We start from the raw sequence: 26,344 nt of genomic DNA on the forward strand, positions 1-26,344 counted from the left end.
CCCAGGCGTCGGCGGGAGACTCGAAGCTCAACCCTGGTCATGACGACGAAATCGAAGTCAGAACCGGGATTTCCCCAGCACTCGGCGATCGATCCCTCCAAGGCTGTTCCGCGGCCTTCGGGGATCTCCGTCCGCTTTTCAACCTTTTGCCACCGTTCCTCGATCTCGTTTGATCGCATCCCGCCCTCTCCATCGTAATCAGTTCGCCGCGACGCGCTTCCGCTCGGGTACCGCGGCGGCGGCGGCGTCAGCCTCAGCCTCTGCCCCCGCGGCTGCGTTTGAGTGCACAAGAACGGTCCCGCGGCTTCCGTCTACCTCGAGCTCGGCGCCGGTTCTGATGCGAAGGGTCAGATCCTTGATTTGTATGATGGTTGGAATGCCGAGCTCCCGGGCAACGATCGCCACGTGCGTGAGCGGACTACCGCGTTCAATCAGAAGGGCCGTTACGCTTGGCAAAGCAGCGCACCAGCCCGGGTCAGTCCGGTAGGTTACGAGTATCTTGCCAGGCACGTTGAGCGGCTCGGAGATCACCGCAGCCTGCCCTTTCACCCGACCGCCGCCGCACGGCGTGCCCCTCATCTCGGCGCCCGCTTCCGCAAGCATGGCCCCGAGGTCTTCTTGATTGCGCCAGCCAATCTCCGGATAGTCGGACGAGGCAAGGAATCTGGAGGACACAAATCTTGGCGGCGCCAGCCCCATTTCTTCGAACCGATGTTGCTGTGAGCGCCGGTGGGCAATCAGAACCGACAGATCATCGAGCGCCAGGACGCCGTCCGCCCAATCCCGCAATTCCTCGGTCCTGGTCATGAAGATATCCTCGGGGCGCAAAAGCATCCCTCGCAGCACCAGGTCATCCGCCATCGCCTTGATCATTCTCCTTACAGAACCAAAGGCGCGTGTTCTGCAGAACCGCACCCGCTCCCGCGCCGCGAGGCACGCGTTCACTTTCGACGCTGTAAGTCTGATCAACGTTCTCTTCCAGAGCGGCAGGCCCGCAAGAACGGCGTCGACACCAGTCTTGCCGCTTTCCATCCGCTCCTGCGCAGGCTGCTGCAGATGCGACCTTAGCATCGCAAAGAACGTCTCCGGCCTTTCTCGCAGGTCCGGCGCCTCCAATTTCAACTCGTTGAGGCTGCGATAGCCGAACTCGGCCACATATAGTTCGACTTGTCGCAGAAAATGCCGCGCATGAGGATGATCGTTGGTCCGGAGCGACTGTAGAATCTCGCCATCATCGCCAGCGGCAATAATCGCCATCACTTCCGGCATGCCGCGAACCTGCTCCGCCAGCTCGGTCATGCGCGCGACAGGCAGCATCGATTCCAGCGGCTCCGAAGGACGCATCAGATCGAACAGGAATTGCTGCCCCGCGTTGGGAAGCCATCTGCGAACGAGCACACTAAGAACACCGACCGAGAGGCCGATGGTCTGCTCCAGAAGGATCATCCGTCCCCAGCGGGAAAGAAACTCGATTCGAACCCTGCGGAACTCGCCATGAATCTGTTCGGCGCTCATTTCCTGAAGTGGAAGCTGCTCGACGGCTAGATGACGGCGATGAAAGTCGCTGACGAAGGCACGGACGTACCACAGTATGGACAGGAAGTACCAACCGAACAAAATCGCGCACTTGACGCGGGCCAAGGCGCTTCGCCAGCCAACCAAGCCCGGCATTGGGGTCAGTTGGAGTGCGCTATCTTCTGGAAGCGCCGTCTCAACGCCGATTGCAAGATCCAGCATCCGCCGATTTACCGAATAGAACGGCACCAGCCGCACCACCCTGTACCAGCTCAGCAGGTCATAATAGACGTGGCCATTATGGTACCCCAGCATGTGCCGCAGCCACTCGTTCATCTGCACCAATTGTTTTCGGGGCACGCCGAGCAGCCGCGCGTATTCAAAATAGATCTGGTGATAGACATCCCGCGCAAAGCTGAAGGTCAACGGAGAAGTGACACCGCTGAAATTCTCGGTGATATTCGAGTTTTCCCAAAGATGCGCTCCGAAGCCGTTCCGTCGACCGACGATTGGTGTCGTGATCGGGCGCGATTGCAGCACATACACCGCGCCGTCCCTGATGCTCCACTCCAGGTCTTGTGGGCAGCCATACAATACTTCAGCAGCGAGCGCCTCCCTCGCAATCGCAACCGCTTCGTCTTCGGTGATACACAGGCCGCCCTGCTCTCCCTCCACCTTGAGTGTGACGATCCCTGACCCTTCGGCGGCCGCCACTTTTTCGGAGCGCTCGCCGAAAGTGGCCGTCTTGCTCACGTAAGTGTCCTTGTCCAGCGTTACGGTATCTGCGTCGATCCTGCCGGAGACCAATCCCTCGCCAAGGCCCGGCACGGCACTTATCACGATCTCATCCGTCGCTCCCGTCGAGGGGTTGGCAGTGAAGGCGACTCCGCTTACGTCCGCGACGACCATCTCCTGTACTATCACCGCCATGGGAGCAGGTTTCAGAGCAAGTCCTCGCACCTTTCGATAACTCAGCGCGCGCGATGAGTAGTTCGAAGCCCAACAACTTTTGACAGCCGAATACACCTCTTCGAGCCTGTTAAGATTGAGAAACGAGTCGAATTGTCCGGCGTAGGAGTGCGTTGGCCCATCCTCGTCCGTACCCGACGACCTGACGGCTACCCGCTCGACTCCGACGTATTCGTAAGCGCTCTCGATCAGGGCTGAGGTCTCGGCGTCGAACTCCGCCCCGGCTATCAGGTCGGAGATCGCCTTGCTGCAGGCGTCGAAATCGTCGCCTTCCACCGCGTTCAGGATTCGATCGATCGCCGGCATCAAGCCGGTTTCGCGGGCGAAGCGGAGCCAGGCGTCGGAAGGGACGATGGCCCAGCGCGGCACAAGGAGCTTCGCAATGCTTAGCGCATGGAGGCTTCGCCCCTTGCCGCCGGCAGAACGTTCGATCAGCTGGGGCGCACTCTCGCTGTTGAGAATCTGCATGTTCATTTGTTCTTCCGGTTAGCCGCGCTGAGATGAGGCGGCAGTTGGCCGTCAGGGATCAGCGCATCAAGATGCACCAACGGACGCGAAACCGCTGCTGACACCAGGACCTCTGAACCGGCTTGGACGGGGCGATACCCGGCGACATCGAGGATGTGCTGAAGAGCAACATCCACGGCTTCATCTATCCCGACGCGCGACGTGTCGATGATGATGCGCCGTCGATGACGCCTGAAGACCAGCCGGTAGGCGGCAAGAAATCGGTGATGGGACTCAATGGAACGGCGGTCGATGCGCGAGGGCGCATTGCGCTGCGCCAGTCGCGCTTTGCGCGTCGCAAGATCGGCTTTAACCAGTATGGCCAAATTGAACCTCGGAAAGATGTCACGCACCCTCAAGGCCAGCTGGGCAGGCCAACCGAGCCCCCTCGCGATTCCGTACGCTATGCTTCTGTCGACATATCCTTCGGTAATGATGATCGTGTTTTTCGGTACGGGGCGATCACGCAAATGATCAAGCAGAGCTTGCGCAATGTAGGCCGAGTTCAGGAGGGCACTGTCGGGATGTTTGTTGGGACTAATCCGGGCGATTGTGCGCACTCTCCATCGATCGTCGCGCCCGCCTTTGTTGGCTTGCACCGTCCAGCCGCGCGCCCTTAGCCGCGCGGACACCGCTTCGACGAGCGTGGTCTTCCCACTCAGATCCGGGCCATCGACGAGCACCCGCAGGCCTTGATCGTTCCCTGCGGCCACCCTGTACCGACTCGTGCAGTCTCCCACGCGATCCTCCCGCAGCGACACCGATCACTCCGTCAACGCTGTTCTGCCGTCCCGCGGAAGCCGACCCTTGCTCGTCGGCGTTTCCGAATTTGCGCGGAAGGTGCAGCCTGCCCTGTGCCCGGCCCTATGAAGATGATCCGCGAGATCGGCACCGATAAGCCCCGTGACACTCGCAAGCGGTATCTTCATGGCGTTCACGCTGCGACGTTGAGGAAAGCGCAATAGCGTTCGATCAGCTGCGCCACCTGGACGTTGTTGAGGCGCTGCTCGCCAAAGGAATACGACGAAGCGTGGGTCGGCTGCTCGTGGTAAACATTCGAGTAGCTCCTTGCCGGCGGCGCCGTGATCACGAGCGTGGCCGCTATGGCGCCGTCCTGCCCAAACACCTGATGAGGCTCAGTCGGGGCGAGCGTGTGGCTCGATCCAGCGAACATGATGTACTCCGACGCCACGGTAAGAGTCGCGGCCCCATCGGCCTCCACGCATTTCTTGCCGTCGGCGGTCGCGTCGGCATATTTGTATCGGTACCATATGGCGCCGGGTACACCGCTGCCGGGGCGCGGTTCGACGAAGTTGCGAATGCGCAACGAACCGGATAGCAGCTTGGAATAGAATGACCACCGATGCTCATGCGGAGAATCGTCGAAGGCCTGCACACCCGTCCACCAGATGTGCAACCTCACTGAGAAGCCGCTTACGCTCGAGCGGTAGAGCGCGAGCTTCGTGAAGCCATGCGCATGCTGGTGCGAGTTGCCCCTGATCAACCTGTCCTGCCTGATGTGCTGCGCGGCCTCTTGGAGGAAATTCGCCGTGCCGTTCGCCCCGGCAAGGCCGCGCGACACGATCGCATCGAAAACATCGTATTCTGCAGGGCCGATAGCAGTCTTTTCACTGGAGAACACACCTTCGAGAGCTTGAATGAATGTGCTGAAGCTCCCGCTCGAGTCCAAGTCCCGGACGCTCTGCACCTGCATGGAAGCCTCCATCTTGTTCTCATTATAGTTGAGTGAGTGTTTTTATAAACTCTACCTACGAGCGAGTCAACAGAAAGGATATTTGATCCAGGCGACTCGGCTGCAAGGTTTGGTCGGGTCAGTCTCTGGCGTCTGCGGCGGAGATCCGGAGGGCGATCAACAGCGCGAGAAGCGGCGCGAGACCGAAGCTGAGGAAGAGCAGTTGCCCACCGTGGGCGACCTCCGATGGGGTCGTGCTCGTGGCACCCGAGAGATTTGCCACAATACCGGCGATGGCTGCGCCGAACGTTCCCGCAAGGATCTGCAACGTGGTGATGGAGCTCCCGGCAAGCGCCCGGGAATTGGGAGCGGCAGACGCGATGAGGCGCGCAGCCAAATGAGGCCACACCGCGCCGACACTTCCGCCGTACAATGCCCACATCAGACCGGTGACCGGCGCGCTTCCTGCGTCGATCGCGAACCCGACCCCGAGCATTGCCACCGCGACAAGAAGCGGAACGACCATGGGGACCCCATTGGGCAGACGGGTTATCCGGCTGGCAGAGACCAGCGCTGCAACGGCCCAGGCGAGGCTTGAAAAGGCAGCGATGTAGCCGGCGAGAAGCGTCGACGCCCCTTGCGCACGCGCCAATATCAAAGGGAGAAACCCGCCAGCGCCCGTCCCGAGCACGAGCAGAAACATGAACGTCGAAATCCTTCCGACTTCCGTGGAAATCCTGAATGCGCCCTCGATCAGCACACTGGACGAGTTCCGTCCATCGGCCCAAACAGCGATAACGAGGAAAGCCGCGGCCAGAATGGTACCCGATGCGGCGGCCCAAGCCTGGCCAGGTATGCTGGCGATGGACAAGACAAGGGACGCCCCTACGACCAGAATTAGCTGGATGGCGGGAAAACGGGATCGACGCGCATCGTCCTGTGGAGGGATCGACGGCAGTTGCAACCAGGCCAGTATTCCGATTGCGCTGGCGAGCGGGAACGCAAGCCAGAACGAAGCTCGCCATTGCCCGAGCCCGGCGAGCAGTCCGCCAACCAAGGGCGACGCGAGGGCCAATGGTCCCCAAACGCTGGAGACCAGGGCAATGGCCTTCGCTCGGACGTCAGCGGGGAACACCACCGGGATGATTGATGTTGCCGTGGCGGCAAGCCATCCTCCGGCCAGCCCCTGGAGAATGCGTCCCCAAATAACCATGTCGATGCTGAGCGCCGTCGCGCACAGCGCGCTTCCGATCACGAATGCAATGACCCCGGCGACGAACATCGCGCGAGGTGTGAGCTTTCTGAGATAAGCGGGGACAAGAAATGCGCCTACGGTCGAGCTAATGCCGAACAGGGTCGGGACCCAGGCATAGTAGGCATCACCGCCAATCTCGGCCACGACCGCCGGCATGACGGTTGCGGTGATGAACATGTAGAAGGCATGTAACGTAACGGGCCCCATGAGGAGCAGCGAACGGAGCCGAAGCTCTCGCGAAAAAAGCGTTCGCCACCCGGAAGAGCTCGACTCCCGGGGTTTCGTGCTGATCGGCTCCGCAGCAGTGGAAATCCGTTGGACAGGCTTTATTCTCATGACGGTTTCCGCTCTGGAACGCCAGGAATCAAAAGAAGTAGGCGACAAGAAGCACTTCGAACTCCAGCGCTGCGACAAACAGGATTCCGATGTGCCGCATCAGACCGGAAACAGGGTGATCGCCACTGGTCTCGACCTTCCCCAGGAAGACAAGAACGCCGAAGACGCCGCAGAGCGCAACGTGCGCAAATACGAACTTCCAGGGAACGAGCGCCACGAACGCAAGTGCTCCTCCAATCATCTGACTCAAGATCAGAATGCTCAACAGAACGCGACGCGTCCCGGTCCACTCAAATCCGTAACTGTTCCATTGCGGGTGCGTCACATGACGGGAATACTTCCAGAATTCATAGGCGCTCCAGAACAAGAGCGCAATCAATAATTGATACTGTGGGGCCACGCTGATCCTGGGTGGAGATTGCCACGCAGCCATCGGGTACAAGAACATCAGAAGTGGCGCCCCCTCGTAGAGCGCAGCCAAACTCAGCCAATGCAGCAACCCAATTTGGTTTTTGGAGGTCGCTGCATCGATTCTTCTTTTGGCGTGGAATTCTCCCAGAAGTGCCACACCGAATGCCAGGACGAAGACCGATAGCGCCGCCAACGTTCTACTCAGCAGCACGATTGCGACGCTCGTCACCGCCAGCGCAAGGCCCATGGCAAGCTTGCTGTAGCGGCTGTCGGAACTGAATCTGCCGTCCCGATCGTCGGCCATATCTGCCAAATCATCCATAAGCCTGAGTTGGAGGAACAGTCCCCAGAAGGCAAACAGTACCGTCAAGAATTCCTGGCTGTTCAGCCTTTCACCCGCTGCACGCTGGAACAGAAGAGACATGCAGAAGTAGGCCGCCGCGAGACTTGCAAGCTCTTTCAGCCCGAATTTCCTGCGGACGGCATCAGCCGTGTCCACCACAACGGACCAGAAGGACGACGGGACGTCTGCCGGGTTGTGATGGGATTGCTGCGCAGGACGGCTCCGAACAAGTGTGTGGTCCCGCACGTTCGGCCCGGCCGTGTCCGGTTGGCTGGGCACGGCGTCACCCCCACTGCGCGCGCAGGCTTTCTAATCCGCGCCAAACGCAGCTCGGCCGCCAAATGACCTTTTCGATGTCAGGGAGGCGGATCATGGGGAAGGCTTCGTACACGGTCCGCAACGCGATTTCGAGCTCAACCCTCGCGAGCTGGGCACCAATACAAAAATGAATGCCTCCCCCGAAATAAAGCGGTCGGATGTCACGCCGGGAAACATCAAGGCTGTCTGGATTCGAATATACCTTGGGATCCCGATTGGCCGAACCCAGGGCGAGAACCACGAAATCACCGCGCGGAATTGTTCTTCCGCCGATTTGAACGGTCTCGAGCGCCGAGCGGGCGGTAAGCTGGACCGCAGACTCGAATCTCAGGAGTTCGTCGACTGCCGCCGACAGCTTCTCGGGATGCCGCTTCAGTTCCTCCAATTGATCATGATGAGAATGCAATGCGTACATCGAGTTTGCGATAGAGTTGCTGGTGGTCTCGTGACCTGCGACGAACAGCAATATGATGTTTGCCAACAGCTCGTCCGAGCCAAGGGTGTCGCCGGCCTCCTCGACCCGCACCAGATTGCTGATCAGATCGTCCCCTGGTTCTCGGCGGCGGACATTGATCAGCTGGGTGAAATACTGCTTCAGGATGTCCAGCTGCGCGATCGCTTCTTTTTTCTCCGCGGGCGTGAGCGGAATAAAATCGAGCACCCGGCTCGTCACTCTGAAGCTTCGCGCGAAATACTCCCGATCGGGTTCCGGCACTCCGAGCAAATTGAACATGACGGTCATCGGCAAAGGTAGCGCGAAATCAGCTACGATATCCATTTCCCCCCGGCTTCGCACCTTACCCAGGAGATCGGCCGCGACGCGTTCAATCTGCGGTCTCAGCTCCTCGACACGACGCGCGGAGAACGCCTTGCTCACAAGTTTTCGAATCCTTGTATGGTCGGGCGGATCGAGGAAAACGAGCATCTTGCTCAAAGCGATGTTTAACGGATCTTCCATCGCCCCCGGACCATTAACGACCGTCGTTTCGCGCGCGAAATCGCGTTCAAACCGCCGGTCGGTCAAGACTGACGAGACATACTCGTGAGCGGTCACCAACCAGAAACCGAGGGGTGTCTTATAGACAGGCGCGGACTCGCGATAAGTCTGGTAAAAGCTGTACGGATTGGCGACGACCTCAGGGGCAAGAGGATTGAACACCTGAGGAGGGTAAGCCGCGACCTGCGCTTCCGACATTTCCAGTCTCCTTTGCCTGCTCTTTCAACACTCCAGGTACGGCCGCCGCGATTCCTCTGCAGGGTCTTCGGCGTCCGAGACAACAAACAGAGGCGTGCGCTCCAATACCTTCCATAAGCACACTCAATAGTCGAGTGAGATATTATTTACACTCTACTGTGCTGCGAGTCAACCGGACCTGCCCCGCACCTCGAAAGCGCCCCTCTATAGGCCAGAGAGTCGGATCCGAGCTTTCCGACGAGAGAGGCTCTTAGGGACTGCGTAACCCACTTAGATGAGTCTTTTTGCGCGTGTTGGTGATCGCGCGTCACTAATGTGGGTGTGGGCTGTAGGCCGATTTTGTTGCAAGAGACCGTTGAGACAGCCCGCGAACCGTGATTCCGTTGTGTTGACGCGATTCTCGGCGAGGTCGATCCATGATGCGCCGTCTGAAGAGTGACGAAGGTCAACTGTTCTACGAGTTTCGCCTTGGCGATGCCGTTCCCGAAGTTCACATGGTGCGGAAGATCAACGCGGCTCTCGATCTGTCCTGGCTCCGCAGCGAACTTGAACCCCATTAATCGTCCATGGGTCGCCCGTCGATCGATCCGGAATGATGATCAGGATGTTGATCGTAGGTTATGTCTTTGCGATCCACTCAGAGCGATTGATCTGTCGCGAATAGCAGGTGAACCTCGCCTATCGCTGGTTCTGCAAACTGGTACGAGAATGCTTTCCCGGATCATTCGGCGTTCTCGCGTACTCGGAACGAGCGTTTTCCTGAAGATGATATTTTCCGGCGGCTGTTCGAACGGGTCGTCGACGCTTGCATTGCGACCGTCTAGTTGGCGGCGACGGCTTTGCCATTGATGCGAACCTAATCCAAGCCGACGCCAACAAGCAGCGCGCGATCGCGGGTCAGATTGGCGTAGAGATCGTGACCCGGCGATGTCAAGCCATCTAACGACCCTCGACGATACGGCGTGGGGTGCAGCCAGCGAGATTGTCCCGAAGTTTGCTTCGCCGTCCGATCCAACCACCCATTGGACCGGAGCTCACAAGGGACCGGTATTCTTCGCTTACTTCGACAATTTTCTCATCGACGCGAAATTCGGCGTCATTGTTGATGTCGAGGCCTCCCGTTCCGTTCGCCGGCCGAAGCAAGATCCCGCGCGACATCCATGAGCACGCCCGGGACGTCGCCTGGTCGTTCGCTGACACCTAGGGTTTCGAGACGTCGCGACGTGAGCGCAAGAAGATCGAGATGCGGGTTGCGCATCTGAAGCGCATCGTGAAACTGGGCCACTTCGACTGCGTGGTCCACGAGGCCCCTGGGATGAAGTCCTGGCCGCTATCGCTCAGAACCTACGGCAATCGCAACGCTGGTTGCACGCCCACCACCGACACAGGTTCTGTGTATCGAGTAGCGTTGGGGTTGCGTGAGAAGCGTTGAGCACACGCGTCAAAGCCGCGCCTCAGGCCCAACGGGCCAATTCCTTACGGCCGACTTTTGCAAGAAAATCTGCCATAACCTAACTTCCTGGTGACACCACCTACGATGAATAGCTAAGCTTTGGTAACAAAACAGTCTGTTACGTCAGTTGGGAGGAACGATCGATGCGATTGGCAGTCATCTCAGACGTTCACGGAAATCTTCCTGCTTTGGAAGCCGTGCTCGCTGACGTCAAAAGCCGTGGCGTCGATTGTACAATCAACCTAGGTGATTGTGTCACCAGCCCTCTGTGGCCAAAGGAGACTTTTGAGGCTCTCCAATCGCTCGCGCTTCCTACCGTGCGCGGAAATCATGACCGATGGATCGAGGAGTTTCCCGAAGATAGACTTTCATCAGCGGGACGATTTGCACGGAACGCTCTAGATGCGGAACAGCGGCGGGCGCTGCACAACCTACCTCCGCGCATCAACTTGGAGAATGGAATTCTAGCCTGCCACGGCACTCCTGATGACGATAGCACTTGCTTGCTGGAGGAGTCGCTCGATGACGGACGCTTCGTTCCGGCGCGCCGCGACATACTAAAGGCCCGCCTAGAAAATGCAGCCACCGCGCGGGTCGTCCTATGCGGACACAGCCACCGACAAAGCGTCATTCATGGGCCAAGCGGTTGCCTTATTCTGAACCCGGGTAGCGTTGGATGCCCAGTCTTCGCAGATATCCCCTTTGCTGCGAACCTTGAACATCGTTCTCCACATGCCCGCTATGCTATCCTTACCAGGAGCAATGGAAGTTGGCGTGTAGAATTGCTTGTGCTGGAATACGATTGGGCATCTGCATCGGCACGTGCCCTCGCAAATGGACGACCAGAGTGGGCCTGTGCCCTTTCGACGGGGGCCGTCGATTAGGGCTTAATTAGCAGCATACTTTCGATATTTTGGGTCATTAAGCGACATCGCGCTCCGTTTTCGAAATGACCCGATGATTAAGAGTTAGCAGGTCCAAGGGTGAAATCTGCTGCACGATCCCAAATCCCCTAAACGTTTTGTCACCGCACCAGTTTCGCACCAGAAACAACCTGAACAAACCAAAACAAACACGATCGAAATCGCACGACAACCAAGTAAAATCAACGAACCTGATCGATTTTCGGCCGCTCATAACGGTCGTTGCCACGGAAGCGGCTGGTGATTGGCTGTCGCGACATCTCGATTGGGCCGAGCGCTCCTGCTGACACTTGCTTCGTTGTTAGCGATGAACTGTCGCTCACGTTGGTTACTGCTAGATTTTCTTTGATCTCCCGGTGCACACATCGTGCACACGGCACCTTTTAACCAATTGAAAAACCTGAACTCTCCGTCCAATCCATCATGTGGAAGTGGAGCTAGGTCCAGCCAGCGGAAGCCAGTCAGATCCGCCGTCCAAACTCGAACGACCGCTTTGCGCCGATTGTGTTGAAAAACTCGAAAATCGCCGGGCTCCGAAAATCTCGCAAATGTAGCGCATTGGCGATTTCAGCCGCTGCAAGGCGCTGTAGAATCGATACGAGGGCCAGCGACAGTTTTTGCGGTAATTGACATGGTCCCTCACCTCGCAGCGAGAGAGACGCACCAGCGGTCCTGAGAATTTTCACTCGTCAGCGAGAGAGGACTTTTTCAACACAATCCGCCAAGACCGGACGCATCGGTCCGGCGCATTTGTAGCAGGTTTCGAAGCACGTCCCCATGGTCACAATTCAACCTATCGGTCGCGGCTTCCGCAAGCTCTGCTGGCACGTCGAAGGAGCAATCAGCGCCGCTCGATCCCCGTCAATTTAGCACCCATAGGCGTAGCGGCACGGAACTCGGCTTCATGGTAAAGGAAAAGATCTCGCGAACCTCGCTCGGGTCCCCGGCGAACTCGATCGAAAAATTTCGTGACAGCATAGAAAGAACCATCCGAATCTCACGTATGGCGAGCGACCTGCCCGGGCAGACTCGAGGGCCCCCACCGAACTGGGTAAAGGCCTGACGGGAGGAAGTCCCCTCGGCTCGGCGAGACCATCGGCTAGGCTCGAACGCCTGGGCGTTGGTGAAGTACTTGTCATCCATCATAGCAGGCCGCGCGCAAAGAAATACCTGCGTACCCGCGGGCAATGAGATGCCGTCTAGAACGAAGTCTCGATTTGTTTCTAGACCAAGCAGCGGGGTAACTGGCTTGAAGCGCATAGCCTCAAAGGCGACACCATCGAAAAGCGTCAACTTTGCTGTTGTTTCGTAATCCGGAGCGATTGCGGCTTCGCCAAGCGCTTTCTTAGCCTCACCCCGAAGCAAGGCCTGCAGGTCGGACCGTTGCGAGAGAAAATATAAGGTCCACGCCAGCGCATGCGCCGTAGTGTCTTCGCCGGCAAGAAGGAGCGTCAATACGTTCGCATAGACGTCTCTATCCGTAAGGCCAGAGTTTGGCTCAGCAGCGGCGCTCAACATCGATTGCAGCAAATTCTTCGGAACGCCGGACTGAGCTTTCAGGTCCACGTGAGCGCGGTTAATGATATTCTGGATGTGCGCTCGAATTTCCCCGAGCGACCGTTCGAGTTTTCGATCGCTCGGCAATCTCACGTATTGCCAGTAAGGCACCGGACTGAAGATTCGAGAGGTAAGCTTAGGAAAAATAACTCCAAGATGCCGCTGGACTGCATCCTCTTCATGTTCAAGCGTGTTGACATCCTGGCCGAAGGATAAGGTCGAAGTTACATCGACGGTGTACCGGGTGAGATCCTCAACGACGTCTGTGACTCCGCCGATCTTCGCGACGCGTTCCCATCGGCTTCGCAGCCGTCCTGTGATCGTGCGGAGTGTCGGAAAAAACTCCGGCAGCTGGTTTGGACCAAGTGCCTGGAGGATCAAGTTGCGTTGTCGAAACCAAGCCGCTCCTTCGACCGAAAACAGGCCGTTCAGATCCAATTCGTCGGCAACTGTCTGAATGGTCGATAGGCGCCGAAACGCCTCTGGTCTCTCGTTCAAAACAATGTCAGCGAGCTTGGGATCTGAAGTAACCAAAACCAACTTTGAAAACATGCGAAAGGTGAAGGACCTTCCAAGCTCTGCTTCCCAGCCCTCAATGCGTCGATGCAACTCCTCAAAATTAAGTAGTCGGCCGTGAAAAATTTCCCAAGCCGTTGAGAGGGAGTCGATTTTCCTGGCTCGGCGGCTTTTGAGATTGCCAGCTTTTGGGGCTTGATAGCGGGAAAGCTTGCAATTTTGTTTTTTTGGTTTCCCTCGAATCGGGGGTCGTGATTCTCTTGGTGGCATCGGAGGGGACGATGCGGCCAAAGGAACGACGAGAGACGGGACAGAGCGACCTTCTGCGCTCGCGGCTGGACGCGATCATCGATATGGGCCACCCGCTGGTGAAGCTGGCGCGGACGATCGACTGGCCCTTCCTCGAGCAGAAATTCGGAGCGGTCTACGAGGACAAGCCCGGCCGGCCGGCATTGCCGACGCGGCTGATGGCGGGGCTTGCGATCCTCAAGCACACCTACGACCTCTCCGATGAAGTGCTGTGCGAGCGCTGGGTGGAGAACCCCTATTACCAGTTCTTCTGCGGCGAGGAGTTCTTCCAGCACCGCCTGATGTTCGACCGCTCCTCGCTGACGCGCTGGCGGCAACGCATGGGCGAGGAGAAGTTGCAGGCCTTGCTGCAGGAGAGCCTTGCGGTGGCCAGCAAGACCGAGGCGATCAAACCGGCCGATCTTAATCGGGTCATCATCGACACGACGGTGCAGCCCAAGAACGTGATGTTCCCGACCGATGCCAGGCTGCTGAACCGCGCCCGCGAGATCCTGGTCCGGCTGGCGAAACGATATGGTGTCAAGCTGCGCCAATCCTATGCCAGAGTGGGCAAGTTCGCGCTGATCAAGCACCAGCGTTATGCCCACGCCAAGCAGTTCAAGCGCGCCAACAAAGCCTTGAAGAAGCTCAAAACCTATCTCGGCCGTATCATCCGCGACATCGGCCGCAAACTTGGTGGCAACGCCGACTTGCTCGGTGGGATCGTGTTGGAGCGCATGCTGGCACGGGCGCGACGCGTGCTTGAGCAGAAGCAGCACCAGCGTGGACCGAAGGTCTACTCGCTGCACGCGCCGGAGGTGGAATGCATCGGCAAGGGCAAGGCGCACCGACCTTACGAGTTCGGCGTCAAGGTCTCGGTCGCCACCACGCTGGCGCACGCCAAGGGTGGGCAGTTCGTGACCCATGTGAAGGCGCTGCCCGGCAACCCCTATGACGGCCATACACTTGCAACCGTCATCCCCGAGATGGAGGAGCTGATCGGCAACACCATCGAGCGCGCGCTCCTCGACAAGGGCTATCGCGGCCACAACGCCCCGCCCGATTACAAGTTCAGGGTGTTCATCTCAGGACAGAAGCGGCGGGTGACACCACAGATCAAGCGCGAGCTCCGACGGCGTTCCGCCGTCGAGCCGGTCATCGGCCATCTCAAATCCGAGCACCGCATGGGCCGCAATTACCTCTGGCATCGCCAGGGCGATGCCACCAATGCCGTCATGGCCGCCGTCGGCTACAACTTCCGCCGCCTCATCCGGTGGCTGAGCTTTCTGCTGTTCGAAATCCTCTCTCGGCTCAGCCTCAAATTGCGGCTCAGCCCAGCCTGAAATCCCGATTCTTCACGGACGACTAAGTAATTGATGAAAATTGCCGACTAACGGCAGCCCGCGCGGCGACGGGAGATCCTCAAGGCGCCTAACAGAATCCGTCTCGGGTGAAGCTATCGCCAAGGTACCCTCCTCCGTTGCGCGCTCGACTATATTAGACCGAACGCAAGAGGATCGGAGCTGAGTTGGCTTCCGTGCTTGCTTCCCTACCCTTACAAGAGCGCCGCCAGGTCAGTCGGGTGAAGTTCGAACTAGCTAGTGTCACTGTATCCCCCGTTCTGAGCGCCCGATGGCGCGCTGGGGAGCTCTAGTACGGAAGTTGAGACATCGGCCCTTGGAAGCCATTATAGCTCTTAGTAAGCCGCTCGTTTGTAAGCTAATTCACACGGTTCTTCTCTGTCTGCTTTGCGGGCTTGATGATCTCACTCGGCCTGAGAGACGTGGTGACTCGACCGACGCCGCGTTGACCCGTCGTCCGCAATCTGCTCCCCGGCTGAATTTACTTGCCTGACCTGTGACCACTGCCTGCGATACCGCGTTGGCGACATGCCGACCTCGCGCTTGAATGCACGGCAGAATGCAGCCTCCGACTCGTAGCCGACGTCGAGAGCTATTTGCAGGACCGTGTCACGGCACATCTGTAGCTTCCTCGCGGCGAGCTGCAGGCGCCAGCGGTGCAGGTAGGTGCGCGGCGGCTCGCCGACGAGGCGCGTGAACCTTTCGGCAAGGACGGAGCGCGACGTGCCGCACGCGGCGGCCAGTTCGGCCAGCGACCACACCTGACACGGCTTGCGGTGGAGCCACGAGCGCCGAGCCGACCACGGGATCGCGGGCGGCGGCCAGCCAGCCGCTCTGTCCCGGCGGCATCTCATCCATGAAGCGACGCAGGCTCTCGATGAACAGCGCCTCGGCCATCTTTGCGAGCAGCACCGCTCGTCCAGGGCGGACCGACGCCACCTCGCACAGCAGATGCCGGATGGAGCTCTCGAGCCACCGGCCGGCAGCGTCGTGGCGGACATTTATGGTGATGACGGATGGCAGGCCGGAGAGGAACAGCCGGGCGGCATGCCGCTCGCAGCCGAAATAGCCGCACACGAAGCGCGTCTCCTCGCCGCCGCCGCCAGTGCGGAACGTGCTGAGATCGCCGGCAAGGAAGCCTTCGATCGCTTTTGCGCTGTCGACCAGCATCCTCGGCGCACCGCTGCTGATGGTATGCGGATGGCCGTGTGGAAAGATCACGATATCCCCGCTGGTCACCGGGATCTCGCCAACGCTGTCGAGGCCGACGACAGCCTTGCCTTCGGCGACCAGGTGGTAACCCACCAGCCTGTCGGTTCCCGGGGCCAGAATGGGCGCACCCTGCTCCATCGACGGCACCGAAAAGCCCCACGGCGCCGTGCAGATCGCATCGAAGAAAATGGCCCCGGTCATGCGCACCGAACTGAGCGCTTCGGACAGCGCATCCATTGCGCACTCCATTCACGGAAGCTGCCGCCGTAGTATCCCTGTGTCCCCAAAAAACCCGGACGCGCGGCAAAGGTTCCCGATCCCCCTCGCCGTCGGGCAGCCCAGAGGGCACGCGCTGGTCCACTAACGGCGTAGCGGGCATTGGCCTCCAAACGCTGTGATCTGCGAGCCAGAGCCATGGACCACTGTCATTGGCGGGCGCTTCGCCTGCTCGGCAGTGACATTGCTCTTGCTCGCAACGGCTACCGTGTTCTACTGGACGACCGAGCGCGTTCCCTTCGGGGGCTTGAAGCCAAGTGGATGAAGCAGATGCGTCGGCGCCGGCAGAAGGCCGTAGACCCGAGCAAACGCCACGGGCTCGATCGCGGCCGCCAGCACTATCGGCAGCGCGCCTGGGCCGATGCCTATCAGGCGCTTTTGCTCGTCGATCGGGAAACTCCGCTGGAGGCCGAGGACCTTGATCTGCTGGCGATGGCGGCATACCTGACCGGTCGCGACGACGAATACCTCAGCACGCTTGAGCGTGCCTACAATGCGCATCGGGATATGGGCGAGAAACTTCGCGCCGTGCGCTGCGCATTCTGGCTCGGCTTTCGCCTGCTCATGCGCGGCGAGACGGGGCGCGCGAGCGGTTGGTTTGCTCGTGCCCAACGCTTGCTGGAACGCGACGCACGCGAGTGCGCCGAGCGGGGCTATCTCCTGCTGCCGACGGTCGGACAGGGGCTCGTTTTGAGTGACTACGAGGCCGCATACGCTGCTGCAGCCGAAGCCGCAGCGATCGGTGAGCGCTGCGGCGACCTGGATCTCATCGCCTGCGCCCGCATGGAGCAGGGCCGGATTCGATTGCGGCAAGGGCGGGTCGAAGCCGGGCTCGCGCACCTTGACGAGACCATGGTTGCCGTTCTTTCCGGAGAGTTGTCGCCCCTCGTGACGGGCCTGATGTATTGCAGCGTGATCGCGACCTGTCAGCAGGTATATGCATTCGACCGCACCCGTGAGTGGACGGTCGCCCTGACGCAGTGGTGCGAAGGCCAGCCCGATATGGTCGCGTTCGCCGGCGCCTGCCAAGTGCATCGCGCGGAGATCATGCAACTGCTCGGCACCTGGCCAGAGGCCATCGAGGAAGCACAGCGGGCGTTTCTGCGTTCGCAGGGGGTCGACCGGCGGGCTGCCGCCGCCGCGCTCTACCATCAAGCAGAGGTCCATCGTTTAAAAGGGGAGTTCGAGGCGGCCGAGGAGGCGTATCGAGGTGCAAGCCAGCTGGGCCTGGAGCCGCAACCGGGCCTGGCACTGTTGCGCCTCGTGCAGGAACGCACCGACGCGGCCGCCACCGCTATTCGCCGTGTCGCGGGCACGACCACGGACCGACTGAAGCGCATGAGCCTGCTGCCCGCCTATATCGAGATCATGCTGGCCGTCGGCGACGTCCCGGACGCGCGCAACGCCTGCCGGGATCTGGAGGAGATTGCCCGGAGCCTTGATACAGGGGTGCCGGGTGCGATTGCCGCTGAGGCGTGCGGAGCGGTGGACCTAGCCGAAGGCAACGCGCGGGCCGCATTGGGCTCGCTGCGCCGTGCCTTCGAGGTATGGCAGCGGATCGATGCGCCCTACGCTGCCGCGCGCGTGCGCGTGCTGATCGGACTGGCCTGCCACGCTCTCGGGGACGAGGACGGGGCCAGTCTGGAGATCGACGCCGCTCAGTCCATATTCGAGCGTCTGGGCGCCGCACCGGATCTCGCCCGGATCGACTCACTGATAAAGGGCGCCCCCTCCGGTCATGCCCATGGGCTGACCCCGCGCGAGCTGCAGGTGTTGAGGCTGGTTGCGGCCGGAGACACGAACAAGGCGATTGCCGCCGAGCTCTGCTTGAGCGAGCGGACGATCGAGCGGCACCTGAGCAACATCTTCACCAAGCTCGACCTTTCGACACGGGCGGCAGCCACCGCCTGGGCTTACGAGCATGACCTGATCTGACCACCGGTGTTGCACATGGGTGGAATCACCCATGCGGCCGGTCCGCACACATTGAGTAGTATCCCCGAAGCGCGAAGGCCGCTGCCGGCGTAGTTTCGGCCTGTATCGGCTGAGCAGGAGGCAGAAATGACGCTACAGCGTTTTATCATCGAACGGGTGCCGGCAGTCGGCTCGCTTGAACGGGAGCAGCTTCGCGCCGCCGTTTCCAAGTCCAAGGACGTGATGCGCCAGCTCGGCCCAGATATTCAGTGGGCGCAAAGCTACGTGTCTGACGACAAGACATTCTGCGTCTACCTGGCAAGCGACGAAGCCATCATCCGGAAGCACGCGGAGATGGCCGGCCTCCCTGTTACGCGGATCGTGCGGGTCGGCAGTATCATCGACCCGGCGACCTAGCGGCGATCCAGGTTCGCAACAGGGATCACGATCCCGACGTGATCGCGCGCCCCCGATCGTCGCAAACTGATTGTCACAGAAACGGAGCAAAGCTGCGATGAGCATAGCATTCGACGCGATTGTCGTGGGCGCGCGCTGCGCCGGTTCGCCGACGGCGATGTTGCTGGCCCGGAAGGGATATCGGGTGCTCGTGGTCGACCGCGCGACCTTTCCGAGCGACACGGTGTCCACCCACCTTGTGCATCCCCTTGGGGCAGCAGCGCTGTCAAGATGGGGCCTTCTCGATCGCCTCACCGCGACCGAATGCCCGCCAATCCACACCTACGCCTTCGACTTTGGCCCCTTCACGATCTCTGGTGCGCCAGGCACGAGAGACGCACCGGTCGCGTACTGTCCGCGGCGGACGATACTCGACAAGTTGCTGGTCGATGCAGCGGCCGAGGCCGGAGCGGAGGTGCGCGAAGGCTTTACCGTCGAGGAAGTCTTGTTCGAGGACGGACGTGCGGTCGGCATAAAGGGCCGCTCTGGGCATGGCGGCTCCACCATCGAGCGCGCTCGCGTCGTGGTGGGTGCCGATGGCTTTCGCTCGTTTGTGGCCGAGGCAGTTCGGCCTGAACATTATGACGAGAAGCCCCCTTTGTGCGTCGGGTACTATACCTATTGGAGCGGGCTGCCGATGCACGGCAGATCCGAGGTCTATATCCGCGACGGACGCGCATTTGCGGCCTGGCCAACCCATGAGGATCTGACACTGATCATTGGCGGCTGGCCATACGCGGAATTCGAGGAAAACAAGAAGGACATCGAAGGTACCTACCTGAGGACGATCGAACTGGTGCCGGCTTTCGCCGATCGCTTACGCGGCGCCAGGCGGGAGGCGCGGTTCGTCGGCATGGCCGTGCCGAACTATTTCCGTAAGCCTTACGGTCCCGGCTGGGCACTCGTGGGTGATGCCGGCTACAACAAAGACTTTATCACCTCGCAGGGAATCATGGACGCCTTCCATGACGCCGAACTCTGCGTGGACGCACTGGACAAATCATTCTCTGGAGCGCGTCCGTTCGTTGATGCAATGGCTGAATACCAGCGCACGCGCGATGCGCGGGTGAAACCCATGTACGAGTTCACTTGTCAGTTGGCAACGCTGGAACCCCCGCCGCCCGAAATGCAACAGCTCTTTGGCGCGATTCATGGCAACCAAAAGGCTATGGACGCGTTCGCACGGATGAACGCCGGGACGATATCACCGGCGGAGTTCTTCGCGCCGGAAAGCGTCAATGCGATTACAGCCGCCGCGTAGGACCGGGTGGCCCTGTGACGATCTCGTCATCTCCACAAACCTCAGTTCGGAAGCGGACGGAGAAAGCGAATGAAGCTCTACTACCTGCCGGGCACCAGCTCTCTTTTTCCGCATATCGTTCTTTTTGAATCGGGGCTGTCCTTTGCTGCCGTCAGGGTCAATGGACGCACGAAGACTCTGGAGAACGGCGGCGACTACCGGGCTGTGAATCCCCTGGGGTACGTTCCGGCCTTGCAAGTCGAGGATGGGAGCGTGCTTACGGAAACTGTCGCAATCGCGCAATACGTGGCCGACCGTGTGCCCGCCATGAAGCTCGCGCCGCCGAATGGCACGTTCGACCGGGCAAGACTGCAATCATGGCTGAACTTCATCTCCTCGGAGATGCATTTGGGCTGCTTCTGTCCGCTTTTCGATGGTGAGATCCCCCTGCCCGTAAAGGCGATCTTTCGTCGGCGCCTCGACAATCGCCTCGCTCACGTCGAACAGCATCTCCTTCAAAGAACGTATTTGCTCGGCGACGACTTCTCAATCGCGGATGTATACCTCTTCGTCGTATCGAATTGGGCCCGGTCGGTGGCGCTCGACCTGTCCCCGTATCCCGGCCTACTGGCTCTTCGGAAACGCGTTGGCACACGCCCCGCGGCACAGGTGGCGATGAGAAGCGAGAACTTGATAACAGGATGTCGATGAACGCGATGAGATTCGCGCCATGACCATCGTGCGCGGTTGCTGCTGCAAAAAAACGCGGACGCGCGGCAAAGGTTCCTCGGCCGGGACATGATACGCGTTCAGCTGTCGGCCAAGCCTCAGGCAAGCGTACGAGTCGAGGGTGAGCGACTTCAGTTCCACGAGCGCTGCTCGATGCAGCCGACGCTTACGAGACGCTGTTCGTGCCGGCGCTGTTCGGCCACTGGGCTCCCATCGTCGTCGATGCCGCCGCAATCAAGCCCGGAGATCGCGTGCTGGACATAGCCTGCGGCACCGGCGTCCTGGCCCGCGAAGCAGCCGCGCGGGTGGGAGCCGCGAGGCAGGTCGCCGGCATCGACCTGCATGCCGGAATGATCGCCTTGGCGCGACGCATCGCGCCGGGGATCGACTGGCGCGAGGGGAAGGCCGAGGCACTTCCATATCAGGACAAAGGCTTCGATGCCGTCGTCAGCCAGTTCGGCCTGATGTTCTTCAGCGATCGCGACCAGGCGATCCGCGAGATGCTGCGCGTACTGGCGCCCGGCGGGCGCTGCGCGGTGGCCGTCTGGGATGCCATCGATAACGTCCCCGCCTTCGCCGACCTCGTGGCCCTGCTCGACCGCTCGGCTGGAAAGGCGGCGGGAGACGCCCTGCGCGCGCCGTTTGCGCTGGGAGACAAGCCGGCGCTTGTGCGCCTGTTCGAGAGAGCCGGAGCAAGCGCCGTCGAGGTCGCAACCCGGCGTGGCACAGCGCGCTTTCCCAGCATCCGCGATCTGGTCGAGGCGGAGTTGAGGGGCTGGCTGCCCGTGATGGGGGTCAACCTGACCGAGCCCGAGATCAGCGGCATCCTAGCCGAGTCGGAAGCGGTTCTCGCGCCCTGTCGCTCGAGCGGAGGCGAGCTCGTGTTCGACATTCCGGCGCATATCATCAGCGCGAGGAAGTCATAGCCTCCGCGGTCTCGTTCATCGGCCAGTCGCAATCATGACCCAGCGATGCATTCGCAGGAGACCCGCATGATCAGCATTCTACTCGTCCATGGCGCCTGGCATGGACCTTGGTGCTGGGACAATTTCATCCGCTACTTGACCGACCGCGGTCACGAGGTCGGCGCCGTGCGGCTGCGGGGGCATGATCGGCCGCCGGGCCGGATCTGGCATCGTGTGCCCCACTATGTCGAGGATGTGGAGCGCGCGGTGGCGAGTCTCTCCTCTCCCCCAGTCCTGGTCGGCCATTCTTTGGGGGGACTGATCGTGCAAAAATATCTTGAGAGCAGGCCCGCCAGAGCAGCCGTATTGATGGCCACGTCGCCCCCTCGAGGATCGATCGGAGCCGTAGCTCGACTGGCTGTGCGTCACCCAGGCGCGTTGCTGAAAGCCAACCTTCTTCTGCGACTCGCACCGTTTGTCAGCTCGTCCAAACTCGTGCGCGAGATGTTCTTCGCGCCGACGACCCCACAATCGATCGTCGATCACTGTTTCGCGCACGTTCAGGACGAATCCTATCTTGCCTTCCTCGACACAATGTTCGTCCTGCCGCGCCCGCAAAGGGTTCGCGTTCCGGTGCTCGTCCTCGGCGCGGAGTGCGATAGCATTTTCACGACTGCGGAGGTGCAAGCGACGGCGAGCGCTTACGGAGCAGAAGCGGAGATCTTCCCCGGCATGGGGCACGACATGATGCTGGACGAAGGCTGGCATGAGGTGGCGGATCGCATCGATGCGTGGCTGCCGGGCTCCGTTCGGACGGGACCCAACCTCGCATGAACGCTGCATCGCCTGTCAGGTGGTGCCGCACGATGCCGGCGATCCCACCGTACAAACCAGACAGGAGTGTCTTATGCACAAACATATCGATCGGCGGAGGCTCCTGGAATTCTTGGCTGCTCTTGGTGCCGGTTCATTGTCCGGCTGTGGCGACGACGTTGCGAGCACCAGTACCGGTGGCAATCTGGGCACCAACGGCAAGGGGGTGATCGTGCTAGGCGGCGGGCTCGCGGGACTGACCGCGGCGTACAACCTGATGCACAAGGGCTATGACATCATCTTGCTCGAAGGCCAGGACCGCGTTGGGGGCCGAGTATTGACCGTGCGAGACGGCTTCAAAGCTGGAGGCCATGCAGAGATGGGCGCGACGCGCATCTTCAGCACACACGCGGCCACCCTGAAGTACGTCAAATTGTTTGGCCTCGGCCCCCTTAAGGCTTACGATGAGGGCAAGCCCGTCTTTTTTATGCGCGGCCAGCGCTTCAAGCCCCCGTCGGCGGGGTATTCGTGGCCCATCGCCGACATGACTGAGGCGGAGAAGGCCGACCCCGCCTCGTTCTTCGGGCCCTACCTGCACACGGGCTTCGAAAAAGTCGGCGATCCCCACGCCGCAAACTGGCCGAACGACCAACCGTCCGCGCTCGACCTCGACAAGGTCGCCTTCGAGCAATACCTGCTCAACCAAGGCGCCTCGCCGGGCTGGGTCGATTGGTTCCGCGCGATGGAGGGCAACATCAAGCGCATCAACGCCTGCGCCGGCTTCGCCGTCGAGAAAGTCGCGGCAGGCGTCGACGGCGAGTTGCCTACGAGCATCCCCGGTGGCAACGACAGGCTGCCCCAGGGCCTTTTCCGCCGCGCTCGGCGAGCGGGTCAAGCTCAACAGCAAGGTCGTGCGCCTTGAGCAGAGTGCGAGCGAGGTTACCGTGACGTACATCGATGCTCGGGGTCGGCAGAATGAAATGCACGCCGCTCGCTGCGTCTGTGCGCTGCCCTTCTCGACTTTGCGCAACGTGGTCATCGCGACGCCCTTTGCCGACGACAAGATGCGCGCCATCGATACCCTCCGATACATGCCCGCCGCGCGCTGCCACTTCCAGACCAGGATGCGCTTCTGGGAGAGCGATTCCATCGGCCCGATCGGGGGGCTGAACCTGGTCGGCACCGACACCTTCGCCGGCCGCATCTGGAACACCAGCTCCCAGCAGGCTGACGCGACCATGGGCATGATTCACTCGTACATGTTCGACGTCGAGGCGAGTGAATACGCATCGATGCCCGATCGCATCAACGCCATGCGCCAGACTATCGGCGACAAACTGTTGCCGGGCCTGACACCGGACCAGGTGATCGCCACCGCCGACAAGGTCTGGCAAGACGACCCCTGGGTGGGCGGCGGCTGGGGTTGGACGGGGCTCAACGAGATGCGCAGCATGTACCGGGCGAGAAAGCGGGCCGAAGGGCATGTGCACTTCGCCGGCGAGCACACCTCGGTCTGGATCGCCTGGATGAACGGCGCGATCGAGTCGGGCGAACGGGCCGCGAACGAGATCATCGCCGCCCGCTCCTAGGCGTGCCCAAAGCCATTGATCCAACCTAGCAGTGTCCGACACGCACTCGGCAGTCGGGGCGCCCATGGAACAGCCATACCGGGTGGCACCGCGACGCTGCGTACGGAAACGCATCCTGGCCTGAAGGAGTTCAATTTCGAACGCTGGCATCGCCCGTCACGCGATGTCGCACGATGAAAACAAGGAACCAAGTCACCATGCAAGGACCTTTTAAGAGACAAGCCTCGCCTGACACAACGATATCGTTCATGGGCGGCCTGTTGACATTCCTCGTCGAGGGTTCAGACACAGCAGGGCGCTATACGCTGGCGGAATACTCGGGCACGGAAAGACAGCGAACCGCCCGCTCATATCCATGCAAACGAGGACGAGATATTATATGTCGTCGAGAGCCAACTGCGCGTGTTCGTTGGCAGCGAGAGTTTCGCCGTGGACCCCGGAGAGTGCGTTTTCCTGCCAAGGACGATAGCGCACGCATTCCAGATCGAATCGCCTGTGGCGCGGCTAATGGTTGTGATCGAGCCGGCTGGCCTCGAAGATTTTTTCCGCGCCTTTGGCGAGCCTGCCACGAGCCTCGAATGGCCTGCCGAAGGGGCGATCTCCCCGCCACCCGATTCAAACCGCTTCGCCGAGCTTGCAAGAAAACTCGAATTGAGCTTCCCGTCCGGAGCCGAGCTTCGCGAGCAACTGCCCTCGTTCGCCGGCCAGTCACCCGTATGACCCAGCCGTCGAAGCGTGGCCGAGCCTGCTGCAAAGAAACGCGGACGAGCGGCAAATGTTGCGACGTCGTTTGCTCCTAAGGTGCGCCTCACCGGCCGCGGCGGCGTTGCGTCCTGCCTGCCTGCAGCCAGCTGTCCTGATCAGCATCGGCATCGAAACAAAGTGATGCGCATAGCGGAAATTGGCGGGGCAAGAAGAACGAGATAAGCAAGGATTGCAACGCATGCGCCTCTTTTACACCGTGGCCTACTGGGTTGGCGTGCGGCCCTGGGAGCAGATGGCGACGTTGCCTGTCCGGCATCAGGTCGATGCCCTGCTCGACCGCGAGGAAGCCGAGCGCGAGCCGCCCTTCGGGCAAGCGCTCGACCTCGGCTGTGGGACGGGCATCTGGGCGGTGAGGCTCGCAGCACGTGGCTGGCATGTGACGGGCATCGACATCGTCGGCAAGGCGCTGCGACAGGCGCGCAGGCGTGTGCGTGACGCGGGCGTCGATGTGCGGCTGGTCCATGGCGACATCACTCGGATTGGCGCGGCCAGCATTGGCGCCGGCTACCAATTCGTCCTCGACCTTGGCGCCATTCACGGACTCGGCGAGCGCGAGCGTGCCGCTGTGGGGCGCCAAATCACTGCCATCACTTCGCACAAGGCCACGCTCCTGACGGTGGCTTGGGTGCCGGCACGCAGAGGCCCGCTGCCTCGGGGCGCCGGCCGCGGCGACATCGAGACGGCCTTCCCGGATTGGACTGTGGTCGACGATGAGGCCTGCGACGTAACGGGTGCACCTCGGTTCGTGAAAAACGCGCAACCGCGTTTCTACCGGCTGCGCCGCGGCTGATTTGGAGGTCGGGTTGCGATATTCGAAACCGTCACTTCTGCAGACCCATCGCAGATCGGTTCTGCGGTCGCACGCACATCGATACCGCCCCATCCAGCAGGTGATCCCTTTTCGCGCGCGTACCGCGTGGATGAGGCGATCAAAACGCCGGGAGTTCATTGTACTTGTCGACGGCACTGCGGCGTCGCAAGACGGGTTCCATCGCGTCCGTTTATTTGCGCCCCTGTGACCCAGGTGACAGAATGCCCCGCTGGCATCCGCGACAATGAGGGGCACTGCTCCCTGGAACACCAAGCTGACGGAGATCGACGATGACCGATCTCGGCAAGATCAAACGCGAACGGCCCTGCAATCGACGCTGGCTTCTCCGCCATGGAGCGCTGGCACTCCCGTTCATCCTTGTCGGCATACCGGCGCGCGCCGTCGAGCGGGTGGGCTCGGTCGAGGACGTCAAGGGTGAGGCATTCGCCGAACTCGACGCGGTTCGCCGCACGCTCGATCGGGCCGCGCCGGTCTTTCTCGCCGACGAAGTCGTGACCGGCGTCGCGTCCCGGCTGGGAATGCGGCTCGGCCGCAATACGACGATGAGGCTTGGCGAACAAGCGAGGCTGAAGATCGATCGGTTTCTTGTCGATGCCGGCGGGGAGATGACGCTGCGCTCCGGGCCGTTGCTGTTCGATCGACCGCAGCGCAGCGCGCCCGCGGGAGTGCGGATTCGCAGCCCCTTCGCGCTGATCGCGGTACGCGGCACGCAATTCTTCGCCGGGCCGAGCAACGGGCCCTTCGGCGTGTTCGTCGCGCGCGGCTCGGTAGCGGTGACCTCGGCGGGTCAGCAAGTGATCCTGCGCGAGGGCGAAGGTACGGATTTTGTCTCGCCCGGCACGCCGCCGACGCCGGTCAAACGATGGGCGCCACAACGCATCCGCGCCGCGCTCGCAAGCGTCAGCTGAGCGCGTGAAGCCACTGGCTTCTATATTGGAAAAACATGGGCCAGCAAACGAAGTGGCCCTTTCAC

At 60.9% G+C, this 26,344-nt stretch carries 21 protein-coding genes and 3 pseudogenes; 15 read left to right on the plus strand and 9 right to left on the minus strand.

Features of this window, described 5'->3' with window-relative positions; all coding sequences use genetic code 11:
• Nucleotides 1-198: 198 nt before the first annotated feature.
• The 6 genes from V1294_RS33670 to V1294_RS33695 form a co-directional block, all read right to left on the minus strand.
• The gene (locus tag V1294_RS33670) at nucleotides 199-2,958 is read right to left on the minus strand and encodes a PEP/pyruvate-binding domain-containing protein (protein WP_334503327.1); all 2,760 of its coding nucleotides are present in this window, start codon (nucleotides 2,956-2,958) and stop codon (nucleotides 199-201) included.
• A complete protein-coding gene (locus tag V1294_RS33675; protein ID WP_334503330.1) occupies nucleotides 2,955-3,752 on the minus strand; it encodes a hypothetical protein in 798 nt (265 codons plus the stop codon). Before V1294_RS33675 ends, V1294_RS33670 begins: the two co-directional genes overlap by 4 nt.
• A gap of 173 nt (nucleotides 3,753-3,925) precedes the next feature.
• Nucleotides 3,926-4,705, minus strand: a complete 780-nt coding sequence (locus tag V1294_RS33680) for a hypothetical protein (RefSeq protein ID WP_334503332.1) — start codon at nucleotides 4,703-4,705, stop codon at nucleotides 3,926-3,928.
• Between the two features lie 118 nt (nucleotides 4,706-4,823).
• The gene (locus V1294_RS33685) at nucleotides 4,824-6,275 is read right to left on the minus strand and encodes an MFS transporter (RefSeq protein WP_334503334.1); all 1,452 of its coding nucleotides are present in this window, start codon (nucleotides 6,273-6,275) and stop codon (nucleotides 4,824-4,826) included.
• Nucleotides 6,276-6,303: 28 nt separating this feature from the next.
• Nucleotides 6,304-7,308 carry a hypothetical protein gene (locus tag V1294_RS33690; protein ID WP_334503336.1) on the minus strand — a complete coding sequence of 335 codons (1,005 nt, stop codon included), beginning with the start codon at nucleotides 7,306-7,308 and terminating at the stop codon, nucleotides 6,304-6,306.
• 4 nt (nucleotides 7,309-7,312) lie between these two features.
• The gene (locus tag V1294_RS33695) at nucleotides 7,313-8,542 is read right to left on the minus strand and encodes a cytochrome P450 (protein ID WP_334503338.1); all 1,230 of its coding nucleotides are present in this window, start codon (nucleotides 8,540-8,542) and stop codon (nucleotides 7,313-7,315) included.
• A 419-nt stretch (nucleotides 8,543-8,961) separates the two neighbouring features.
• On the opposite strand from V1294_RS33695, the pseudogene V1294_RS33700 reads away from it, so the two are divergent.
• Together V1294_RS33700 and V1294_RS33705 are read left to right on the plus strand one after the other, a co-directional pair.
• Nucleotides 8,962-9,964: pseudogene (locus tag V1294_RS33700) on the plus strand (transposase).
• 174 nt (nucleotides 9,965-10,138) lie between these two features.
• A complete protein-coding gene (locus V1294_RS33705) occupies nucleotides 10,139-10,879 on the plus strand; it encodes a metallophosphoesterase family protein (protein WP_334503340.1) in 741 nt (246 codons plus the stop codon).
• A 900-nt stretch (nucleotides 10,880-11,779) separates the two neighbouring features.
• Here V1294_RS33705 and V1294_RS33710 read toward each other — a convergent pair.
• Complete coding sequence (locus V1294_RS33710) at nucleotides 11,780-13,261, minus strand: cytochrome P450 (protein WP_334503342.1); 1,482 nt, start codon at nucleotides 13,259-13,261, stop codon at nucleotides 11,780-11,782.
• 11 nt (nucleotides 13,262-13,272) lie between these two features.
• Between V1294_RS33710 and V1294_RS33715 the strand changes: the two genes are divergently transcribed.
• On the plus strand, nucleotides 13,273-14,622 hold the full coding sequence (locus tag V1294_RS33715; protein ID WP_334495671.1) for an IS5 family transposase: 1,350 nt from the start codon (nucleotides 13,273-13,275) through the stop codon (nucleotides 14,620-14,622).
• A gap of 422 nt (nucleotides 14,623-15,044) precedes the next feature.
• Here V1294_RS33715 and V1294_RS38165 read toward each other — a convergent pair whose 3' ends face one another.
• Nucleotides 15,045-15,494, minus strand: a complete 450-nt coding sequence (locus V1294_RS38165; RefSeq protein ID WP_442895403.1) for a helix-turn-helix transcriptional regulator — start codon at nucleotides 15,492-15,494, stop codon at nucleotides 15,045-15,047.
• A gap of 10 nt (nucleotides 15,495-15,504) precedes the next feature.
• Nucleotides 15,505-16,101, minus strand: a pseudogene (locus V1294_RS33720) (cupin domain-containing protein); the annotation flags it as partial.
• Between the two features lie 288 nt (nucleotides 16,102-16,389).
• On the opposite strand from V1294_RS33720, the gene V1294_RS33725 reads away from it, so the two are divergent.
• The 12 genes and pseudogenes from V1294_RS33725 to V1294_RS33775 all read left to right on the plus strand — a co-directional run bounded on the left by V1294_RS33725 (nucleotide 16,390) and on the right by V1294_RS33775 (nucleotide 26,279).
• Nucleotides 16,390-18,063, plus strand: a complete 1,674-nt coding sequence (locus V1294_RS33725) for a helix-turn-helix transcriptional regulator (protein WP_334503347.1) — start codon at nucleotides 16,390-16,392, stop codon at nucleotides 18,061-18,063.
• A gap of 126 nt (nucleotides 18,064-18,189) precedes the next feature.
• Complete coding sequence (locus V1294_RS33730; RefSeq protein WP_334503349.1) at nucleotides 18,190-18,459, plus strand: DUF4242 domain-containing protein; 270 nt, start codon at nucleotides 18,190-18,192, stop codon at nucleotides 18,457-18,459.
• A 97-nt stretch (nucleotides 18,460-18,556) separates the two neighbouring features.
• Nucleotides 18,557-19,759: an NAD(P)/FAD-dependent oxidoreductase gene (locus V1294_RS33735; RefSeq protein ID WP_334503351.1), complete on the plus strand. Its 1,203-nt coding sequence runs from the start codon at nucleotides 18,557-18,559 to the stop codon at nucleotides 19,757-19,759.
• A 69-nt stretch (nucleotides 19,760-19,828) separates the two neighbouring features.
• Nucleotides 19,829-20,449 (plus strand): glutathione transferase GstA, encoded by a 621-nt coding sequence (gene gstA, locus V1294_RS33740; RefSeq protein WP_334503353.1) that lies wholly within the window; start codon nucleotides 19,829-19,831, stop codon nucleotides 20,447-20,449.
• 200 nt (nucleotides 20,450-20,649) lie between these two features.
• On the plus strand, nucleotides 20,650-21,393 hold the full coding sequence (locus V1294_RS33745) for a class I SAM-dependent methyltransferase (RefSeq protein ID WP_334503355.1): 744 nt from the start codon (nucleotides 20,650-20,652) through the stop codon (nucleotides 21,391-21,393).
• A 66-nt stretch (nucleotides 21,394-21,459) separates the two neighbouring features.
• Nucleotides 21,460-22,206: an alpha/beta hydrolase gene (locus V1294_RS33750; protein ID WP_334503357.1), complete on the plus strand. Its 747-nt coding sequence runs from the start codon at nucleotides 21,460-21,462 to the stop codon at nucleotides 22,204-22,206.
• Between the two features lie 73 nt (nucleotides 22,207-22,279).
• Nucleotides 22,280-23,107, plus strand: a complete 828-nt coding sequence (locus V1294_RS33755) for a flavin monoamine oxidase family protein (protein ID WP_334503359.1) — start codon at nucleotides 22,280-22,282, stop codon at nucleotides 23,105-23,107.
• Nucleotides 23,097-23,774, plus strand: coding sequence for a flavin monoamine oxidase family protein (locus V1294_RS33760; RefSeq protein ID WP_334504928.1), 678 nt, complete (start codon nucleotides 23,097-23,099; stop codon nucleotides 23,772-23,774). The genes V1294_RS33755 and V1294_RS33760 overlap by 11 nt, the downstream gene beginning before the upstream one ends.
• A gap of 300 nt (nucleotides 23,775-24,074) precedes the next feature.
• Nucleotides 24,075-24,272: pseudogene (locus V1294_RS38170) on the plus strand (cupin domain-containing protein); the annotation flags it as partial.
• Between the two features lie 9 nt (nucleotides 24,273-24,281).
• Nucleotides 24,282-24,494 (plus strand): hypothetical protein, encoded by a 213-nt coding sequence (locus V1294_RS33765; RefSeq protein ID WP_334503361.1) that lies wholly within the window; start codon nucleotides 24,282-24,284, stop codon nucleotides 24,492-24,494.
• Nucleotides 24,495-24,717: 223 nt separating this feature from the next.
• On the plus strand, nucleotides 24,718-25,329 hold the full coding sequence (locus tag V1294_RS33770; protein ID WP_334503363.1) for a class I SAM-dependent methyltransferase: 612 nt from the start codon (nucleotides 24,718-24,720) through the stop codon (nucleotides 25,327-25,329).
• A gap of 311 nt (nucleotides 25,330-25,640) precedes the next feature.
• Nucleotides 25,641-26,279: a FecR family protein gene (locus V1294_RS33775; protein ID WP_334503364.1), complete on the plus strand. Its 639-nt coding sequence runs from the start codon at nucleotides 25,641-25,643 to the stop codon at nucleotides 26,277-26,279.
• Nucleotides 26,280-26,344: the final 65 nt, after the last annotated feature.

This window comes from Bradyrhizobium sp. AZCC 1678 (genome assembly GCF_036924765.1).
GTDB lineage: Bacteria > Pseudomonadota > Alphaproteobacteria > Rhizobiales > Xanthobacteraceae > Bradyrhizobium > Bradyrhizobium algeriense.